Origin of the sequence: Kangiella sp. HZ709, from assembly GCF_009674675.1 — a bacterium.
Lineage (GTDB): Bacteria > Pseudomonadota > Gammaproteobacteria > Enterobacterales > Kangiellaceae > Kangiella.
Genome location: NZ_WKJC01000001.1, coordinates 226,503 through 244,549, shown reverse-complemented (window position 1 = coordinate 244,549; position 18,047 = coordinate 226,503). Strand labels below are relative to the sequence as shown.

Here is an 18,047-nt window from a genome sequence, read left to right as displayed (position 1 = left end):
TATATTAATTCACAATTTAATTTAAAATATGCTCTAGCTCTGGCAAAATAACATCAGAATTTCAAGAGGCAACCCCGCGAACTATTATGTCGCTAGACTTAACTTCATTACAAACACTATTAGATTCTGACTGCTTGCTTACTGATGGTGATTCTTTGCAACATTATGGCAAAGATTGGACTAACTTTTATACAGTAGCCCCAATCGCCATTGCCTTTCCAAAAACCACCGAACAGGTTCAGGCAGTAGTTCGATGGTGTGCCCAAAATCAGGTAGCCATAGTCCCTTCTGGCGGTCGCACAGGTTTAAGCGGCGGCGCAGTTGCAAGTAATGGCGAGTTGGTGGTTGCGTTAGACAAAATGAATAACATTTTAGACTTTAATGCAGCAGCTAAGCGCCTGCATTGTCAAGCTGGTGTGATTACTGAACAAATACAGCAGTTCGCAGATGATAATAGTCTTTATTACCCCGTAGATTTCGCTTCTACTGGCTCTAGTCAAATAGGCGGTAATATCGCAACCAACGCTGGCGGCATAAAAGTGATTAAATACGGTATGACTCGAGATTGGGTATTAGGCCTAACAGTGGTCACCGGTTCTGGTGAAATTCTTGAATTAAACCAAGGACTCGTAAAGAACGCTACAGGTTACGATTTTAGGCACTTATTTATCGGCAGCGAAGGAACTCTTGGGATAATAACAGAAACCACTATTGGCTTATGTAGGAAACCTCAAAACCTTACTGTATTATTACTAGCAATACCTGATTTAAATAGTTTAATGCCTATCCTAGAGGCCTTTCAGCAGCAAATTGATTTGACTGCTTATGAATTCTTTTCAGATGTGGCGCTGAGCAAAGTCATGGATATCCATAAAATGGCAGCTCCTCTGAAAACTGAAGCGCCCTTTTATTGCTTACTAGAGCTAGATGCCTCGTCTGAAACTGAACTTGATAAAGCCTTTGCGGTATTTGAAACTTGCATGGAGCAGGGCCTACTCTTAGATGGAGCCATCAGTCAAAGTGAACAACAAGCGCAAGATTTATGGAAATATCGCGAGTACATTTCAGAAAGTATTTCTCACTATAAGCCTTATAAAAATGATATAGCGGTCACCCCTGAGAAAATATCTAAGTTTTTAGAAGAAGTCGATGTTATCGTGAAGTCTGAATATCCTGAGTTTGAGGTAGTATGGTTTGGACATATTGGCGATGGTAACTTGCATTTGAATATTTTAAAGCCTGAAGCTTTATCGGTTGATGATTTCAAATCTCAGTGTGACAAAGTTAGTCCTAAAATATTTCAGCGTTTGCAGGAAATGAAAGGGACCATTTCTGCTGAGCACGGCGTAGGCTTGTTAAAAAAACCTTATCTTAATTACAGCCGTACGGATGCAGAAATTCAATTGATGAAAGCAGTCAAAAAAGTTTTCGATCCTAACAACATCATGAATCCAGGAAAACTGATTTAGTGACTTACTTAATTCTCAGTATTATCTCCATCTTAATTGGACCACTAATTTTATCTTTATTCCCTCACAGTAGACGTCTTGATAATTTCCTTTTCTCATTCGTATTAATCTCAGTCGGCGGTATTTTACTAACAGAGTTATTGCCTTCGCTCTGGCAAAAAATGGGTTTAATGTTAATACCTACTGTGGCATTAGGTTTTTTTGGACCCGGTTTAGTTGAAGTAAGCTTTCGTAAGGCAGCCGATAAAGCCCATAAGTTTGCGCTACTTTTAGGTATCTTTGGATTGATATTACATTCAGCCCTAGATGGCATGGCCGTTGTCCAGCAACAAAATACTCAAATGCTTTCTTATGCAGTGATAATACATCGCCTGATCGTAGGTTTAAGTATTTGGTGGCTGGTAGAACCTATTTGGGGTAAATCCAAAAGTTACTTAGTTTTTGCTCTATTGATAGCCTCTACTGTGGTTGGGTTTTATATGGCAACCGCAATGATTGGTGAAGATTGGATCAATAGCGATCAGACTTGGACTCTCTACTTTCAAGCCATTGTTGCTGGCACTCTTTTGCACGTCATCATCCATAGGCCGCATATTGATGATGAAGGCCACCATCATGATCATGCTAGTGCAATAGAAGATGATCCTGACCATTCTCATTCACACGGTATCGTTATAAAACACATGGGTTATTTTAGCCTTGGGGCTGTTGCCGCGATTTTATTATTAATCTTGATTTATCATTACCATTAAATCTAAAACTTGTGCCATTCACTTGGCACACTTCTTGCTTAATTAATCATATTATCCTACATTAAACAGGACTAAAATGTGATCAATCAAATGAGCATAAGAACTAAACTACTAACTCTATTTATTTCGCTACTGGCTATTTTATTAGCGCTTCAGGGTTTTCTTTATTATCAATATAATGACAAATTATCTGAGCGACTTGGTGAAGCTGCTTTTAAAGTATCTAAAGATACGGCCGGTGTTTTAATTCGAAATCAAAATCTTTTATTTAAATCCCAAGTTTATTCGATTGATAGTGATGGACAAATTACAAGAGAGTTTATACAGATCCCGAGTCACACCAATATTCAAATCACTCTTGCCGACGATACCAAAGATCAAGCGATCAAACTACGCAATAAAAACACAGAGTATAAGATTCCGATTCCGAGATTAGAAGTTCAAGACACCATTGCTGATCTGCGTCAACAAAATCTTTGGATAACATTTTTACTTTTTGCTTTTGCGATTGTGATAGTCGGCTTTTTAACTTATAGCATTACCAAGCCCTTATTGGCACTCAATCAAGCGGCTAAGAAAATTAGTGCCGGCGAACTTGGGACTCAAGTCAAAATTTCTAAATTTAAATATGGTCAAGACGTTGCCGATACCATAGAGCAATTTAATAAAATGTCTAAAGACCTGGTGGAATATCAAAAACAACAATTGAACAATCAAGAACTTGAACATTTCAAAGAACTTGGCAGCATTTCTAGAGGGCTTGCTCACAACTTACGTAACCCTCTAAATACTCTTCAATTAAGTTTAGAACAACTTGAAATTAATCACCCTGAGCTAACCTCTAGTCATTTATCTTCTACTGCAAAAGACCAAGTTAATCGTATCGAGCAATGGCTAAAGTCCTTCACATTAATCATGGAGCAAGGTATAGAAAAACAATACGTATCGATTCGACATATCGTTAACAACGCCGTATCCATTTACTCCAAAGAACAACTGAAGGTAGTGTATGAAGAAGACTTTAATGTTTATTGCGTCGAAACAGAATTGGTGATGATTTTACAGATTTTGATTCAAAATGCTTTAGAGTCATACGATGACATGGCAAAGCCAAATATAAGACTCTCTTTAGAAACCAAGAAACATGATGGTATGATTTCAATATTAGTCACAGATACCGGCAAAGGCATTTCAGATTCAATTAGGAGATCTATGTTTAAACCTTATAACACAGATAAAACCTACGGTTCTGGAATGGGGCTTTTTATCGCAAGAAGATTAATAAAACACCGTTATGGTGGTGATATCCTACTAGAAGATAACAAGCCTCATGGCACAAAAATAGCTCTACAGATAAGCTCAGAGATAAGATAGATGACTAAAGCAAACATATTAATAGTAGAAGATGAAGTTTCTCAAGGCAAACTCATCCAGGAAATATTATCTGATCAAGGGTATATCGCTAGCTATTTAGAAACTGCCGAAGCGGCCCTAGAATTATTACAGGTTGAAAGTTTTGATATCGTCATATCTGATTGGCGATTAACTGGTAAGGATGGCCTTTGGTTATTAGAAGAAGTCCAGAAAATTAATCCTAATACCTACTTTGTTCTGGCAACAGCCTATGGCTCAATTCAACATGCGGTTGAAGCGGTAAAAAATGGTGCCAGTGATTATTTAACTAAGCCTTATAGTCGAGATCAACTGATTTTTTGTGTAGAAAGAGCTGGTGAAAAGATTTCGTTAACAAAAGAAAATAGCTCCTTGAATCAGGAATTACAACAACGCAGCCAACTAGTCGATATGATTGGCAACTCTAAACCAATGCAAAAAATATTTCACCAACTGCAAAAATTAGCACCTACCGATGCCACCATACACATCAGTGGAGAAAGTGGTACTGGTAAAGAGTTAGCGGCCCGTGCTCTGCATAAATTATCGCCTCGCTGCAAAAAATCTTTTATAGTAATAAATTGTGGAGCTATACCTGAAGGTTTAGCAGAGGCTGAATTATTTGGCGCTGAAAAAGGTGCTTATACAGGCGCAGTTAAAACTAAAATAGGATGTTTCGAAGCCGCAGATGGTGGCACATTATTCTTGGATGAGGTTGCCGAGTTAACTCTCTCTATTCAGACAAAGTTATTGCGAGTTTTACAGGACTCAACGCTGACTCGTGTCGGCTCGCAAACCCCTCTTCCAATCAATGTTAGGATTATTTCTGCTACCCATAAATCTCTGAAAGGTTTAGTTAGCCAAAATCTATTTAGGGAAGATTTATTGTATCGATTAAACGTAATCCCTATTTCGATGCCTCCTTTAAGAGAGCGTACTAGTGATTTGCCTGCTTTAATTACTTTCTTTAATCACAAACATGCATCCAGGCATCAAGTACCTCCGTTAAAGATTAATCAACGATTACTGGAAACTTTCGAAGGATATAGTTGGCCTGGTAATATCCGCGAACTTTCACATACTATCGAACGGTTAATGCTGCTTTCAGATGATGGAAACATTAATAAATCAGATCTTAGTTTTTTAGAATTGTCGCACGAAACTAAAGTTTTAACTCTTCCACAGTCAGGTATTAATTGGAAACAGATGGAACATGCCTTTTACAAACAAGCCCTAGAATATGCAAATGGTAACAAGCGTAAAGCAGCTGATTTACTTGGTTTAAGCTACAAAACTTTTTTGTATCGTCTAGAAAAATTCCTTATCTCCGGCTAACATCCTCAAATAAGGAATATTTTTTATATTATTCTAACCCAATCTTAATTCAAAGCTGTTATAAAGCTGGCATGCTTTTTGCTTATATTAATACGTAAGATTAATTTACGCATTTCATTAAGAGGAAAACATAATGAACATTAGAGATATAACATCACTTGTACTCACTGTAGTATTTATATTCAGCACCGTATTTATAAGCACTAAAGTTAGCGCTGAAGAAGAAGTTCAAACTATAGAAGTACACATTGATCAAGAGAACAACAAAGATGCAATGGTGGAACTTATTGTAGATGGCGCAAAAGAAAAATTTGTTTTAGCCAACTTAGCTAAAGGTGAAACTCGCACCATAGTCACTGAATCTGGCAAAACTATAACCGCCAACAAAGATCAAAATGGTAGCACCACAGTTAATATTGACGGCAAAGATATCAAATTATTTAACTTTACTGGTGATATAGGGGCTGATTTTAATTTCGTACACGGCGATGAGGTAATGCTATTTGATGATATATCAGCAACACATTCATTTGATAATAAGATCATGATTCTCGGTGGTAATTTAACTGCAGAAGTAAAAGAAGCACTCAAAGCTACCCTTGCCTCTTATAATGTGACGGCTGACGTTGTATTTCCTGATGAAGGAAATACAAGAACAATGTTTATCAGCAGTGATGAACTGCATAAGCCTGGTAAAAATGTTGATTTAAAACTAGAAGGTAATAAATCCATTCGTGTTATAAAAAAAATAGAAAGTAAATGATCTACTAATTCCACTCGACTTTTATAGATTTAGGAATTGAAGAAACATAATCAAGCTGCCCGCTGTTAATCAATTCGGGCAGCTTATTAAGCAAATCATTATCAACTGCATCTAAATCCGTAAATTGATTTGAATAGATACCAATCCACGCATTCAAACTGTTCTTCTGCGCACTTGCTAATGCAGTTTCAGCTAAAAATATCAGTTTTGACCAATTGATACCTTGTTCATTATTTTTAGTTTTCACGAATGGGTAACGTCCAAAACCTAAACTAATAGTAATATCTATAGTTGTACCATTGGCGAGATCAAACTTCCTTGAAGCAATAATATTACGAATTCGTTCAGCCAAAACCATCTGTTCACGCTTAGAAATACCCCTGCTTAAAATTAGCATAGAAGCTCCCTGCCATCGGGCAATAATGTCGCTTCCATAGCAAATATTTATAATTGACTCAGCAACCTGAACTAAAACCTGGTTAGCCGCAATATGTCCATATTGTTCACGTAACGAATTAAAATTATCAACCTCTAAACAGAAGAACCCTAGATAAATACCTTTTTCATTATTATCAGCCCAAGTCAAATCAATATTGCTAATTTCACTTTGAATATTTTTTAAAATATAACCTCGACTAAACAAACCAGTTAATTCATCTTTAACTTTACTTTGTGTAATTTCACTTTCCATTTTATCGACTTGATAACGTTGCTCTGATAAAGAATAATGTAAATCTTCAACTTGATGCAGCAAAGACAGCTTTTCTTCCATGAGTAGAGATTGCTTAGCCTTCTCTCTTTTTAACAGCAAATTCTTTTCGTTACCCTGTCTGTTTAAACTGCTATATAACCAATACATCCAAACAACTAAGCCTACTAGCATAAGACCCAAGATAATTGGCCATAGTATGTGATAGCTCAATAAACTTAGTTTAGGTTTGATAATTAAATCGATTCCTGGTTCTATCCAAACACCAGATGGTGAAAGCTGCTGAACTTTTAGACTTGTCTTTTCATCCACTCTATTTAAAATGATGTCAGCTTGCTCAACTGTTATCCAATTCGAAGATCCTGATAATCTATAACGTAGAAGTAATTTTCGGTTATTTAAATAGTCGAAATTAGAAATTCTTATTCTGACTGGCTCATTATTTATCAGCTTAACTTCTCCAGCTGTATCAAACAATAATTTCTCCCTACCCTGAGTGATTCCTGAAAAGCTGATAGGCTGAACATTTGAAGTTACTGCCATATCCTTGGGATTAAACACTGTTATACCGTTTACACCGCCAAAGTATAGATTGCCACTTTTATCTTTGTAGCTCGATTTTGCAAAAAATTCATTATCTTGAAGTCCTTGTTCACGATAATAATTAACAACTTTATTGCTTTTCCCTGGGTGGTAGCGAGTGATACCTTTTATAGTTGATATCCACAAGTAACCTTCAGAATCTTCCTGAATAGCGCTAATATAATTAGTAGCGAATCCGTCCTTTACTCCTATTCTTTTAAAACGAATTTTCCCATTATTATCATAATAAACTCTATTAAGCCCTTTAGTTGTTCCAATCCATAAAACTCCATTACTGTCCTCATAAATAGTATTAATATCTGAACCAGATAAACTACTTGAGTTACTTTCTTCATGAACATAATGATCAACCAATAAGCTACTCGGATCTAGTCTAATAAGACCATTCGAACCACCCGCCCAAATATAACCTTGTAGATCTTCAAATAAAACATATATACCGTAATCCCCGCTCAAAAAATTTGGAGGAAGTTGGTCTTCGTAATTAACAACCGTATTTTTGCCGAAGCTTTTTCTAGAAGCTTCATCTAATAAAGGGGGAGTTAATTTAAACAAACCTTCAGAGCTTCCCGCCCATAAATTGTTATATCTATCTTTAATAAGATCCAAAAAATTTGAAGTAGAATACCTTTTATCATTTACTTTTAAAACATTGATAGTTCTAAAGCTACTTCCTAAAAGCGTTTTAAAAGATAAGCCGCTATCAGATAATATCCACAAATTTTTTTCATTATCTTCTAGGATCTTACTTATAAACTCTGGAAAAGTCGTATCTTGTTTTGAATCTAATTTAGTAAAGTTCTCTAATACAGCTCGATTATGACTATATTTATAAAGTCCTGAGCTTAATGTGCCTATCCATAAGTTACCCATTGAGTCTTCTGCTATATTTGTTGATAAATTAGAGTGCTTGAAAATTTCTATTTCATTTTTTCTTAATAAGTGCGAAAAAGACTGCTTTGGTTTCAAAACGCTGATCCCAAACCCTGTAGCAATCCATAGAGCACCTTCTCTAGAGAGATACAAGCTTAAAATATCATTATTAGAAATAGAAAAGTCATCTAACGAATCATGATAGTATTCTTGTGTAATTATTCTCGTACTTTTATCAAAAAACTTTAAACCTAATGATGTTGCAAGCCAGTAACCATGAGATATTTCTTCTAACTTAGTAACTGCTATATGCTTACCTGATTTACTATCCTTTACTTTAAAAAGTTCAGAAGCTAGCGAGTTTAGGTCAAGTGTCAAGTACCCTTCATCCGTGGTTAAATAAAGTACGTTACTCTTAACTAAAGCTCCACTTGACCTGGATAAGAACAGTTTCTCTTCAAGGCAGTGTTCTTTTTCAATTGATAGACTATCTAAGCTTACAAAAGAAAAACAGCTATAGCTCCCCAGAATCAAGTAATTGTTATTAACAGCTAGCAAATTGCTAAATTCTTTAGAGTTTCTTTCATCAAAATCAATAAAAGCAATGCTTTTGTTAATTATATTTACTTTTATCACTAACTTAAAATTTATTAAAAGATAAACAAAATGATCTTGGACTAGAAAGTCGGATATATTTCCCTTTGTTTTATTATCAACGACTCCTTGCTTAACTAGCTCTTCCATAATGCTATATGACCAATTATCAACTCTTAAAGTTTTCTGATTAACTGTATCTAAACCGTAAGCAGTATGAACCCATATTAAGTCACTATTGTCCTTGTAGAGCCTATTAATATGATTAGAACTTAAAGAATTATTGCTACCATCATCATAAAAGTAATCAAATTTTTTACCATCAAATCGATTTAGGCCATATTGAGTTGCAAACCACATAAAGCCCAAATCATCTTGGATAATATCACTGACACTACTATGGCTGAGACCATCTGCTGTGGTTATACGCTCAAATTTAACGTTTTGTGACGGTAAGTTTTTTGAAAATCCGGGGCTTGAAGATAAAAAGATTAAGGCAAAAGCAAAGATTAAAACTAATTGCTTTATTGTTTGTATAGACTGTTGGAAATGATGATTAGTTATCCTTAACCTCAAATGCTATTTCACTCTCTAATTCAGGCTTGATGCCTCGTTTGTCTTTATAGAAATCTTTAATTTTTTGCAAATCAATTTGTGTGTTACCACTAAGTTCTATCTTATCACCAAAGCCAATGGTCTTAGTTTCTGAGTCCAAATACGCCATCAGCAACGGCACTTTTGCCTTCAGTGCAATGTAATAAAAACCACTTTTCCATTTACTTGTTTTACTTCTGGTACCTTCTGGAGCCAAAGCCAAAGTAACTTCTTCTCTTTGCTTTAAAACCTTAACAACCTGATCTACGATATTATGCGATGAAGAGCGCTCCACTGGAATGCCGCCTAGCATCCTAAAGAACCAACCTGTTGGTGCCTTAAATAAAGTATGCTTACCCAAAAAAGCAGGTTTCATCTTATAACAAAAGCGCACCATTAGCATTAACACAAAATCCCAATTGGAAGTGTGCGGGGCAAAGATTACTACCAGTTTTTTGTCGCCTGGAAACTCGCCTTTAATTTTCCAGCCTAATAAAGCAAGTAAAGTTCGCATAATATAACGCATAAATCAGCTCTTATTATTGATTATGTAAATCCATAACCATAGCGACATCCTCGATGTCGTTCTTTTTCTTGGCGCTATCGTTTCTCAAATCTTCGAGGCGTTTTAAATAATCCTCATCAATACCACCGGTGATATAGTCGCCAGTAAACACCGATAAATCAAACTCTTGGATATCTGGATTACCTTCACGAACCGCTTCTACCATATCGTCAATATCTTGATAGAAAATTTTATCTGCACCTATTAACTCACCTACTTCATCTTCCGAACGACTATGAGCTATTAACTCATGCACTGACGGCATGTCAATACCATAAACATTTGGGTAACGAACTGGAGGGGCAGCAGAAGCAAAATATACTTTATTAGCACCTGCTTCTCTTGCCATTTCAATAATCTGTCCAGATGTAGTTCCTCTAACAATTGAGTCATCTACCAAAAGTACATTTTTATCTTTAAATTCTAAATCAATAGCGTTTAGTTTTTGACGAACACTTTTCTTGCGTAGCTGCTGGCCTGGCATAATAAAAGTGCGCCCAATATAACGATTCTTAATAAAACCATGACGCATTTTCACTCCTAATTCATGGGCCAACTGCACTGCTGAAGTTAACGATGTATCAGGAATAGGAATCACTACATCAATATCATGATCTGGCCAGTCTTTTATAATTTTATGGGCAAGTTGTTCCCCCATTCTTAAACGCGCTTTATAGACAGAAACATTATCAATTAACGAATCCGGACGGGCTAAATAAACATGTTCAAAAATACAAGGAGTTAAATGGCTATCTGCAACACATTGCTTACGATGCAAATCTCCGTCTTCAGTAATAAAAATAGCTTCACCAGCTCCAATATCATCAATCAGTTCAAAATCTAGCGCATCAAGTGCCACAGACTCTGAAGAAACCATATATTCGGTACCTGCATCTGTGACCCTTTTACCAAAAACTGCTGGCCTGATTCCATTAGGGTCCCTGAAGCAAACCAAACCATGACCACTAATCAGCGCTACAGCTGCATAAGCACCTTTACAACGTTGAAAAACTTTTGAAACTGCATCAAAGATATCATCGGAAGATAATTGATTTTTATCTTTAACCTGTAACTCATGCGCTAAAACATTTAATAAAACTTCTGAATCAGAGTTAGTATTTAAATGGCGTCTATCGGTAGAGTATAGCTCTTTCTTTAATTCATCATCATTAGTTAAGTTGCCATTATGAGCCAATGTAATGCCGTATGGCGAATTAACATAAAGTGGTTGAGCTTCTGCACTAGTTGAGCTTCCCGCGGTTGGATATCTAACATGACCAATACCTGTATTACCGGTCAGCCGACGCATATGGCGAGTATGAAAGACATCGCGGACCAAACCATTATCTTTTCTTAAGTACAAACGACCGTTATCACTGGTAACAATACCAGCAGCATCTTGCCCTCGGTGCTGTAATACAGTCAACGCATCATAAATACTTTGATTAACCGGAGATTTTCCGACGATACCCACTATTCCGCACATATTACTTTAACCTTTACTGATCGGAGCCATCTTTGTCAGAGGCTTTTTCTGTAATTTCATTGATAACTGCATCTTGAATTTGTTTCTCAAGTGTCGCTTTCACTGCTTCTTGTTTGGTTTCTTCTGGTTTTAGCTCAGGAACGTCGACCACATCGCCCAATTTGTCATAGAACCATTCTGCCACTAACTCCATATGCGGGATCATTGCAGATTTTCCCCACCATTCGTCTTTAGGAACTGGAGTGAATTGTTTCAAGCCAAGTACGATTAATGCGACTATCAAAACACCTCTTAAAGCGCCAAAGCCCATACCTAAAAATCTGTCTGTTCCACTTAAACCGGCCTTATCTATCATCTTACCGATAAGATAATTTGCCACGCCAGCTATAAACAGAACGATTACAAATATGCCAACCCAAGCTACGCCCAAGCGAATGCTATTCGTATCAATATGGTCAATCAGTAGTTCAGCAACTGGCTCGTAAAAAGCTTTCGCTAATAGAAATGCTGCTATCCAGCCAGCGAGAGATAAGGCTTCTCGAACGAAACCTCGCATAACGCTAATCAAAGCAGATAAAGAAATAATGGCTAATATAGCCCAGTCAACCCAGATCATAGTGTTTATGCTTTGTGAGAATTGCGGTTATTTTAACAGAGCTCATGCTCTGGGAAAACATTAATGTTTAATTGGATCAAACTCGATAACTTTAACACTACTGCCAACGATTCCAGCTAATGCTTGGCTGCGCGAATCCGCGATATCTTTATCCGGATACGGTCCCACAAAAACCCTAGCAAAATCTTTAGACACTCTTTGGTATGCGCGATAATCATTTTTACGCAAATCAATGACTAATTTAGTCGCATTGTCTTTGTTGGAGAAACTTCCTATCTGAATCACATAAGCCGTTTCTTTAAAATCAGGGCTGTCAGAAGTCACAGCTTCAAGTTTTGCTTTACTTTTTCCATTATCTTTTGGTACTAGCGAGCTCTTAGAGTCAGGTTTTGCGGCGTTCTCTGCAGCTTTAGGTTCTGTTAGTGATGATTTAGTCTCAGTCTTCACCTTTGGGGGTTGGACAATTACAGTCTGAACATCTGTTTTTTCTGCAGATACTGAGTTGGATGCCGTTATTTGGTTATCTTTTTTTGTTTCAGCAGTATTATCTTCCACTTTAGCAAGGTTCTTATTACCAACGTCAGAATTAAGCTGTGCTTTTGACCCTTGCTCAGACTTTTGATTAACTTTAGATTCTGAAGATTTTTCTGAATCTGGATTTGACTTGCCATCCAAGTCAATGACAAGTACACCTGCATCTGCATTAGAGTTTTTAATAGACTGAGAAGATTTGCCTTGGGCTGTTGGAATTGGAGGTATTTGCGAAACAATCTCAGACTTATATTTTTTGCTATCTAAAATTAGCGGTAAGAAAAAAGCCATAAGCGCCAGTATTACTGCCGCTCCAACCAATCGATATTTTAATTTTTCTTCCAACTGCTATTCCACCGATAATAATCTTCGCTATTGTGACTGCCAATACTCTAACATTTGTCCTACCGTTAAAAAAGAACCAAATACAATTAATGGGTCATCCAACGCAGCCTCCTTCTTATAATACTCAAAGGCTTTCTCGATTGTATTGAACGTTAAAACTTGCTTCTTTGTACCCATCATTTTCAATGCCTCTGCCAACTGCTGAGCTTTAGCCCCGCGAGGAGGAACCAAATCAATACACAACCAATTTCCGATATTGGTTAATTGGTCCAAACTGGAAACAATATCTTTGTCTTGCAACATACCACAAATTGCCCAAACCTTAGCTGAACAAACATCAGACTTGTTGTTTCCATTATTTCTAACTAGCTGCTCAATACTTTTATTGAGCAGAGCCGCAGAATCAGGATTATGTGCGACATCCAAAACTATCCTAGGGCTTTCACTTAGTGAAGAAAACCTTCCAAGTAAGCTCACATTTTCAAGAGCAAGCTTTATTAAATTCGCATCCAACTTTGTTGGAAACAAGTCTGCAAACGCTGTTAAAGCGGCAGCTTTATTAGCCATATAAAGCGAAGACTTGGGAATATCGTTTACTTCCAGTACTGTTGAAGAATATGACCATTCCTGGTCCTTTTCCTGAACGTAATAGTCAATATTTTCTATAATCGTTTTTGGTTTGATTTCCTCAAACGATTGAGCCAAAAGAGGCAACAAATCGCCATCAGCAATGACCATGGGTCTACCGGAGCGACCAACCCCAGCTTTTTCGTAAGCAATCGCTTCCAGACTATCGCCGAGCCAATCAGTATGATCTAGCCCAATTGAAGTAATCACACTAACATCCGCATCAACAATATTAACAGCATCAAGTCTACCGCCTAAGCCAACTTCTAAAGCAATAAAATCTAAAGCTTCCTGACTGAAACAATAAAGCCCTACTAAAGTAGTAAATTCAAAATAAGTTAATTGAGTTTCACCTTTATTATTAGCAATTTCGCTAAACGCTTCTATAAGAAACTCATCCGAAACTGGTTCACCATTAACTTTAATTCGCTCATTAAATTGAATTAAATGGGGAGATGTATATGAACCAATGGATAACTGGTGAGTATGAGCAAGGGATTCTAAAGTGGCAATAACCGAACCTTTGCCATTCGTGCCAGCAACGGTAACCACAGGTACTACTGGTGAGAGTAAGTTTAACTTAGCTGCAACTTGTGTAACGCGAGATAGGCCCAGCTCAATATCAGATTGTGGATGGCTAGCTTCTAGCCATCGCAACCATTGAGATAAAGTTTCAAATCGGATCAAATTTGAGATCAAGTTAAAATGAAATTAAGCAATCACAGGCTCGGGTAAATTTAGTAACTTCGCCGAGATTTTTGCAACTTTGTCTCGCATATTCCTGCGATCTACAATCATATCTACCGCACCATGTTCTAACCAAAACTCACTTAAACGAAAACCTTCAGGTAAAGTTTCCCGGATAGTCTGCTCAATAACTCGCTGACCAGCAAAACCAATTAAAGCATTAGGTTCTGCAATGTGAATATCGCCCAACATTGCCAAACTAGCAGTTACACCACCCATCGTTGGATCAGTTAAAATAGAAATAAAAGGCAATCCATTATCGGTTAACTTTGCAAGCGCAGCACTGGTTTTAGCCATCTGCATTAATGACACCAAAGCCTCTTGCATTCGAGCACCGCCGCTAGCACTAAAACAGACTAATACTGAACGGGTTTTGATAGCTTGCTCAACAGCGCGAACGAACTTCTCGCCCACTACCGACCCCATAGAGCCACCCATAAATTTAAAGTTAAATGCGCAGGCAACCATGGGCACACCATGCAAAGTGCCACGGTAAGCTACTAGTGCATCATTTTCATCAGTAGATTTTTGCGCACTACTGATTCTATCTTTATATTTTTTTGAATCACGAAACTTTAAAAGATCCACCGGTTTCATATTTGGAGCAATTTCGATACGCCCTTCTGCATCTAAAAACAACTCTAATCGCTCACGAGCATTCATACGCATGTGATGATCACATTTAGGGCAAACACCTTGGTTTCGTGTTAATTCCGCATAATACAAAACGGCTTCGCAACTAGTGCATTTACTCCAAACACCTTCCGGTATGGATTTTTTACGTTCGCCTTCTGGGTTTCTTTTAGGTAATAATCTTTCTAACCAGCTCATAGGAATACTAAATTTATTTAATTACGACTATTTTAACAGGATTCTAGCTGATGGGTATAGCTAAAAAATATCGCAATCTAGCTGGTAAAACCAGACTGGTTTTCTAAAAATAATGGGCCTAGGTTCACTCGAGGAATTTTAAATTCCTCAGGGTAAGCAACATCCACTAAATAAAGCCCATTGGGGCTTGCCGTTGCAGCAGCTTGAGTTCTATCTTTCAAACTTATTAACTCACTAGTCCAACCAGGGTCTTTTACGCCCTTACCTATCTCTATCAAGGTACCAGCAATATTCCTTACCATATGATGCAAAAAAGCATTTGCTTGAATATCTATAACCAAATAATTGCCCGCTGGCTTAACATAAAGATGATGAATATTGCGCATAGCAGTTCGCGACTGACAAGAAGCCGCTTGAAATGAAGAGAAGTTTTGCTCGCCAATAAAGGTTTCGCAAGCAGCATTCATGGCATCAAGATCCAATGATTGTCTGATCCAAGTTAAGCCTGAATTTAAAATAGCCGGTTTTGCTTTAGAGTTAACGATAATGTAACGGTAGCGCCGAGCGATTGCACTAAATCTTGCATGAAAGTTTTCAGGAACCGACTGCACCCAGCGGACAGCGATATCATCAGGCAGCTGTGTATTGGCACCTAATATCCACGCTTTATCTGGACGTTCTTTTGCAGACTTAAAATTTACAACTTGACCTGTAGCATGAACACCGGTATCAGTGCGCCCGGCGCAATGGACTTGAACCAGTTCATCTGCAATTTCAGAAAGCACTTTCTCTAGTTCTTGTTGAACTGAATTAGAGTGCTTTTGCCGTTGCCAACCACAATAGCGACTACCTAAATATTCAATTCCTAAAGCAATGTTATTCATGGGTATACTTTGTCATATAAAAAAGCACCGGCATTTGCCGGTGCTTTTACTTATTAAGCTTATAAACTTTTCATAAGGTCTAAAGCTACATCTCTTTGTTGTGGACTAGCGCCCGCTTCCACTTCTTTTAAAATTTCAGAAGCTGACTCTTCATCACCCATCGAAATATAAGCTTTAGCCAGTTCAAGCTTAGTTTCAGCTTCTTCGTCGGATAAATCAAACTCAACGTCATCGCCAGTCGCAACAGCTTCTTCTATTCTTTTGTCAAGAATATCGTCCATTTCATCGGAGAAATCTATCTCTGAGGCAACTGAGTCACTTTCATCTGAATAATGTTCATCCGAGCTATTTGAATTATCTGAGCTATCCGAGGCAAATACTTCATCTTCTGTAACGAATAGACCTTCAGCCACTTCTACATCTGTAATTGGCGCTACTTGCTCTGCAGTTAATTGCATTAAGCTGGCAACTTTTAAGCCTAAACCTGAGTCATGATCAAAAGAGCTACCAAGCTGCTGGTACTGCTCTTTCAATCCATCCTTATCATCATTAGAAGCATAAACTTCCATCAATTTAACTCTAACTGCATGATTATCAGAATCAGTTTCTAATACTGACAACAGCAAAGTTTCAACCTCTTGCAATTCGCCACGAGCAATTAGAATATCAGCTTCATCTAACGGATCTGTATCTACCTCAAGACCAGACTTTTCAGAAGGTTTAAACGAAGGTTGAGTCCGTTTTAGTTTACTTCCAATATTGCTTTCTTCAACGAATAACTCAGTATCCAATTCGCTTTGGCGTTTTTTCAAGAAAAAACCTAAGCCCAATAAAGACAGTAAAGCTGCAATTATAATCAAAGGCCATTTCCAAAAACCCTCTTGCTGCCAAAAAGATTTGCCAGCAATCGCGGCCGGTTTATTAGAGCTAGTTTCGATAGGCTTACTGCCGGTATTTACAACTGCACTATCTGGAATGGTAGAGTTTTCATCGTTTTGAGCTTGTACTGCTTTGATCGCTTCTTCAGTCTTAGCTGCCAATGATTGTAATGCTTCATCTTCATCATCCACGGCCTGAGCAGAGCCAGCAATCACTGATAGGGTCTCATCTTCTAGAGCCAAACCTTGCTCATTATCAGAGGCGACAGATTCAAGCTGCTGCTTCAATTGTTCATTTTCTAATCGCAAGGATTCTACGGTTTTTATTAATTCCTGCTCAGTACCCTGACTATTATCACCAGTAGCTCCTTCTTCAACATTAGCACCAGAGGTATCCGTCAAATCCGATTCTGTCACACTGCTAATAGTTAACCTACCAGCTGTTGACTCATTATTAGCAATTGCTGTTTCAGTGATCGTTTTTCGTACATCCAAAGGTGCATCATTCGAGTTCTTATTTTTTAAATCCTTATAGCTAATGGATGATTCAATTGCCTGCACCTGACTCGAAGGTGGTACCTGCAATGAAACACCAGCTCTTAACCTATCAATATCATTATTGATAAAGGCATTTGGGTTATTGCGATAAAGCGCCGCTAAGGTTTGACTAACTGAAGCACCTTCCGGCCTGACTCGGGTCGCGATACTCCATAAAGTATCTCCACGATTAACACGCAAACCATCTTCAGAAAACTTAACTCTAGGAGTAGTTTTCCCAGGCGTTCTTTTAGACTTTTGCGGTACTGGCGCTGGTGTTGTTGCTACAGTTTCTGATGATGAATCTTGCTGTGTGACACCAGTATTTCGCTTAATTGGATCGGCTGATGTTAGAGTCTCTGAATTAGCAGCAGGTCTAGTAACAGGCGTAGCTATAACTTGCGCCTTATTATTAGAAATTGCAGGTGGATCGAGTAATACGGTATATTCACGGAACAATCTTCCTTGAGGCCAACTAAACTCTACTAAGAAATTTAAAAACGGCTCTTTGATTGGTCTCGATGTTGAAACTTGAATGTATTTAGAGCCATCAGCGTTAGTTTGAATTTCAAAACTTAATTGGCTGTGGATAGCTTCTCGATTAACACCAAACTTATTGTAAGCCTCAAATGAAGCAATTCTCGCGCTCATATCGTCATTAGTGAACTCATTGGCAGACAAAAGTTTAATCTTTGCTGTTAAAGGCTGATTAAGCTGAGTTTTTGATTCAATTTCACCTAATCCCAAGCTCCAAGCCAAAGGCGAAATTAAAGCGCTCCCCAGAATAGAGCTTATGGCGATTTTTATTAACTTTTTTTGATGCTTCATAATAAATTCCTAATTACTCTTCCATGAACATATTGTATTTTCTATAGCTTGCAGATAAGTCTAAAAAATAATTACGGTTTATTGTGCG

General features: G+C 37.6%; 14 protein-coding genes. 5 read left to right on the top strand and 9 right to left on the bottom strand.

The window, feature by feature from the left end; translation table 11 throughout:
* The first annotated feature begins 86 nt into the window (after positions 1-86).
* The 5 genes from GJS41_RS01185 to GJS41_RS01165 all read left to right on the top strand — a co-directional run bounded on the left by GJS41_RS01185 (position 87) and on the right by GJS41_RS01165 (position 5,711).
* Positions 87-1,469, top strand: a complete 1,383-nt coding sequence (locus GJS41_RS01185; RefSeq protein ID WP_154245521.1) for an FAD-binding oxidoreductase — start codon at positions 87-89, stop codon at positions 1,467-1,469.
* Positions 1,469-2,221 (top strand): hypothetical protein, encoded by a 753-nt coding sequence (locus tag GJS41_RS01180; protein ID WP_195758309.1) that lies wholly within the window; start codon positions 1,469-1,471, stop codon positions 2,219-2,221. Before GJS41_RS01185 ends, GJS41_RS01180 begins: the two co-directional genes overlap by 1 nt.
* Before the next feature lie 90 nt (positions 2,222-2,311).
* The gene (locus tag GJS41_RS01175) at positions 2,312-3,595 is read left to right on the top strand and encodes a HAMP domain-containing sensor histidine kinase (RefSeq protein WP_154245520.1); all 1,284 of its coding nucleotides are present in this window, start codon (positions 2,312-2,314) and stop codon (positions 3,593-3,595) included.
* Positions 3,596-4,948, top strand: a complete 1,353-nt coding sequence (locus GJS41_RS01170) for a sigma-54 dependent transcriptional regulator (protein WP_154245519.1) — start codon at positions 3,596-3,598, stop codon at positions 4,946-4,948.
* Positions 4,949-5,081: 133 nt separating this feature from the next.
* Entirely contained in the window at positions 5,082-5,711 is a 630-nt protein-coding gene (locus GJS41_RS01165) for a hypothetical protein (RefSeq protein WP_154245518.1), read from the top strand.
* Positions 5,712-5,715: 4 nt separating this feature from the next.
* Here GJS41_RS01165 and GJS41_RS01160 read toward each other — a convergent pair whose 3' ends face one another.
* The 9 genes from GJS41_RS01160 to GJS41_RS01120 form a co-directional block, all read right to left on the bottom strand.
* The gene (locus tag GJS41_RS01160; protein WP_154245517.1) at positions 5,716-9,066 is read right to left on the bottom strand and encodes a two-component regulator propeller domain-containing protein; all 3,351 of its coding nucleotides are present in this window, start codon (positions 9,064-9,066) and stop codon (positions 5,716-5,718) included.
* The gene (locus GJS41_RS01155) at positions 9,047-9,610 is read right to left on the bottom strand and encodes a lysophospholipid acyltransferase family protein (protein WP_154245516.1); all 564 of its coding nucleotides are present in this window, start codon (positions 9,608-9,610) and stop codon (positions 9,047-9,049) included. The genes GJS41_RS01160 and GJS41_RS01155 overlap by 20 nt, the downstream gene beginning before the upstream one ends.
* A gap of 13 nt (positions 9,611-9,623) precedes the next feature.
* Positions 9,624-11,135: an amidophosphoribosyltransferase gene (gene purF / locus GJS41_RS01150; protein ID WP_154245515.1), complete on the bottom strand. Its 1,512-nt coding sequence runs from the start codon at positions 11,133-11,135 to the stop codon at positions 9,624-9,626.
* Positions 11,136-11,148: 13 nt separating this feature from the next.
* On the bottom strand, positions 11,149-11,751 hold the full coding sequence (locus GJS41_RS01145) for a CvpA family protein (protein ID WP_154245514.1): 603 nt from the start codon (positions 11,749-11,751) through the stop codon (positions 11,149-11,151).
* Positions 11,752-11,811: 60 nt separating this feature from the next.
* Positions 11,812-12,627, bottom strand: a complete 816-nt coding sequence (locus GJS41_RS01140; protein WP_154245513.1) for an SPOR domain-containing protein — start codon at positions 12,625-12,627, stop codon at positions 11,812-11,814.
* A gap of 27 nt (positions 12,628-12,654) precedes the next feature.
* Positions 12,655-13,941, bottom strand: a complete 1,287-nt coding sequence (gene folC, locus GJS41_RS01135) for a bifunctional tetrahydrofolate synthase/dihydrofolate synthase (RefSeq protein WP_154245512.1) — start codon at positions 13,939-13,941, stop codon at positions 12,655-12,657.
* Between the two features lie 24 nt (positions 13,942-13,965).
* Positions 13,966-14,832: an acetyl-CoA carboxylase, carboxyltransferase subunit beta gene (gene accD, locus GJS41_RS01130; protein WP_154245511.1), complete on the bottom strand. Its 867-nt coding sequence runs from the start codon at positions 14,830-14,832 to the stop codon at positions 13,966-13,968.
* A gap of 77 nt (positions 14,833-14,909) precedes the next feature.
* The gene (truA, locus tag GJS41_RS01125) at positions 14,910-15,716 is read right to left on the bottom strand and encodes a tRNA pseudouridine(38-40) synthase TruA (protein WP_154245510.1); all 807 of its coding nucleotides are present in this window, start codon (positions 15,714-15,716) and stop codon (positions 14,910-14,912) included.
* Positions 15,717-15,775: 59 nt separating this feature from the next.
* Positions 15,776-17,959: a FimV/HubP family polar landmark protein gene (locus GJS41_RS01120; RefSeq protein ID WP_154245509.1), complete on the bottom strand. Its 2,184-nt coding sequence runs from the start codon at positions 17,957-17,959 to the stop codon at positions 15,776-15,778.
* Positions 17,960-18,047 lie beyond the last annotated feature (88 nt).